This window comes from Streptomyces katrae, from assembly GCF_000966975.1.
Lineage (GTDB): Bacteria > Actinomycetota > Actinomycetes > Streptomycetales > Streptomycetaceae > Streptomyces > Streptomyces katrae.
The window spans coordinates 1-939 of sequence record NZ_JZWV01001706.1; the positions used below are offsets into that span (position 1 = coordinate 1).

General features: G+C 77.4%; 1 protein-coding gene and 1 pseudogene. Both read left to right on the forward strand.

The features are described 5' to 3' along the window. Positions 1-645 (forward strand): helix-turn-helix transcriptional regulator (locus VR44_RS40235; RefSeq protein WP_045952655.1); only part of this gene is annotated, 645 nt, incomplete at its 5' end. A 92-nt stretch (positions 646-737) separates the two neighbouring features. After that, positions 738-939, forward strand: a pseudogene (locus VR44_RS40240) (serine/threonine-protein kinase); the annotation flags it as partial.

A 939-nucleotide genomic window follows, 5' to 3' on the forward strand; every position in this document is an offset into this window, starting at 1 on the left:
CGGGCCCGGCTCGTGCAGGACCGTTTCCACCTGGACGCCCCGGCCTGGTTCCGGGACGCCGACCCCGTCCCGCACCTGGCGGAGGTGGCCCGGGCGGTGTGGGAGCAGCGCACGCTGCGGGCGGAGTACCGGCGCTGGTCAGGCGAGTTGCGGCTGCGGGAGCTGCACCCGCTGGGCCTCGTCCTCAAGGGCGGCATCTGGTACCTGGTCGCGGGGGTGGCTTCCGGGGCCGGGAGCCCGCGCACCTACCGGGTGTCCCGGCTGCTGGCGGTGGCGGAGACGGGCGGGACCTTCGAGCGGCCGGCCGGCTTCGACCTGGCCGCCCACTGGGAGGAGTCCTCCCGCCGACTGGAGTCCGCCCTGCACCAGGAGACGGCCCTCCTGCGGATCTCCCCCCGCGCCCAGCGGCTGCTGCCCATGCAGTTCGGCGCGCCGGGGGCGCGGGCTCTGGAGGGGGCGGGCGCGCCGGACGCGGAAGGGTGGGTGGAGGTGGAGCTGTCCGTGGAGGCGCGGGCCGTCGCGGTCGGGGACCTGCTCCGGCTGGGACCGGAGGCGGAGGTGCTCGGGCCGCCGGAGCTGCGGGCGGCGGTGGCGGAGGCGGTGGGGGTGCTGGCGGCTCGTTACGCGCGGCAGCCCGCACCCTGATCGCCTTTCGGCCAAGCCGAGTTGACCGGCCGTATGATCTCCCCTGCCGTGGGCGGCCGGGCCGCGTGGAACGGCTGGGAGGGCGGGCGGGTATGGAGGCCATCGGGCCGTCGGGGCCGGAGCGGGTGGGACCCTACCGGGTGCTCGGCGTGCTCGGGGAGGGCGGCATGGGCCGGGTGCTGCTGGCCGCGGCGCCCGACGGGCGGCTGGTCGCGGTCAAGCAGGTGCACGCCCGGCTGGCCGACGACGACGACTTCCGGGCCCGTTTCCGGCGCGAGGTGGCCGCCTCGCAGA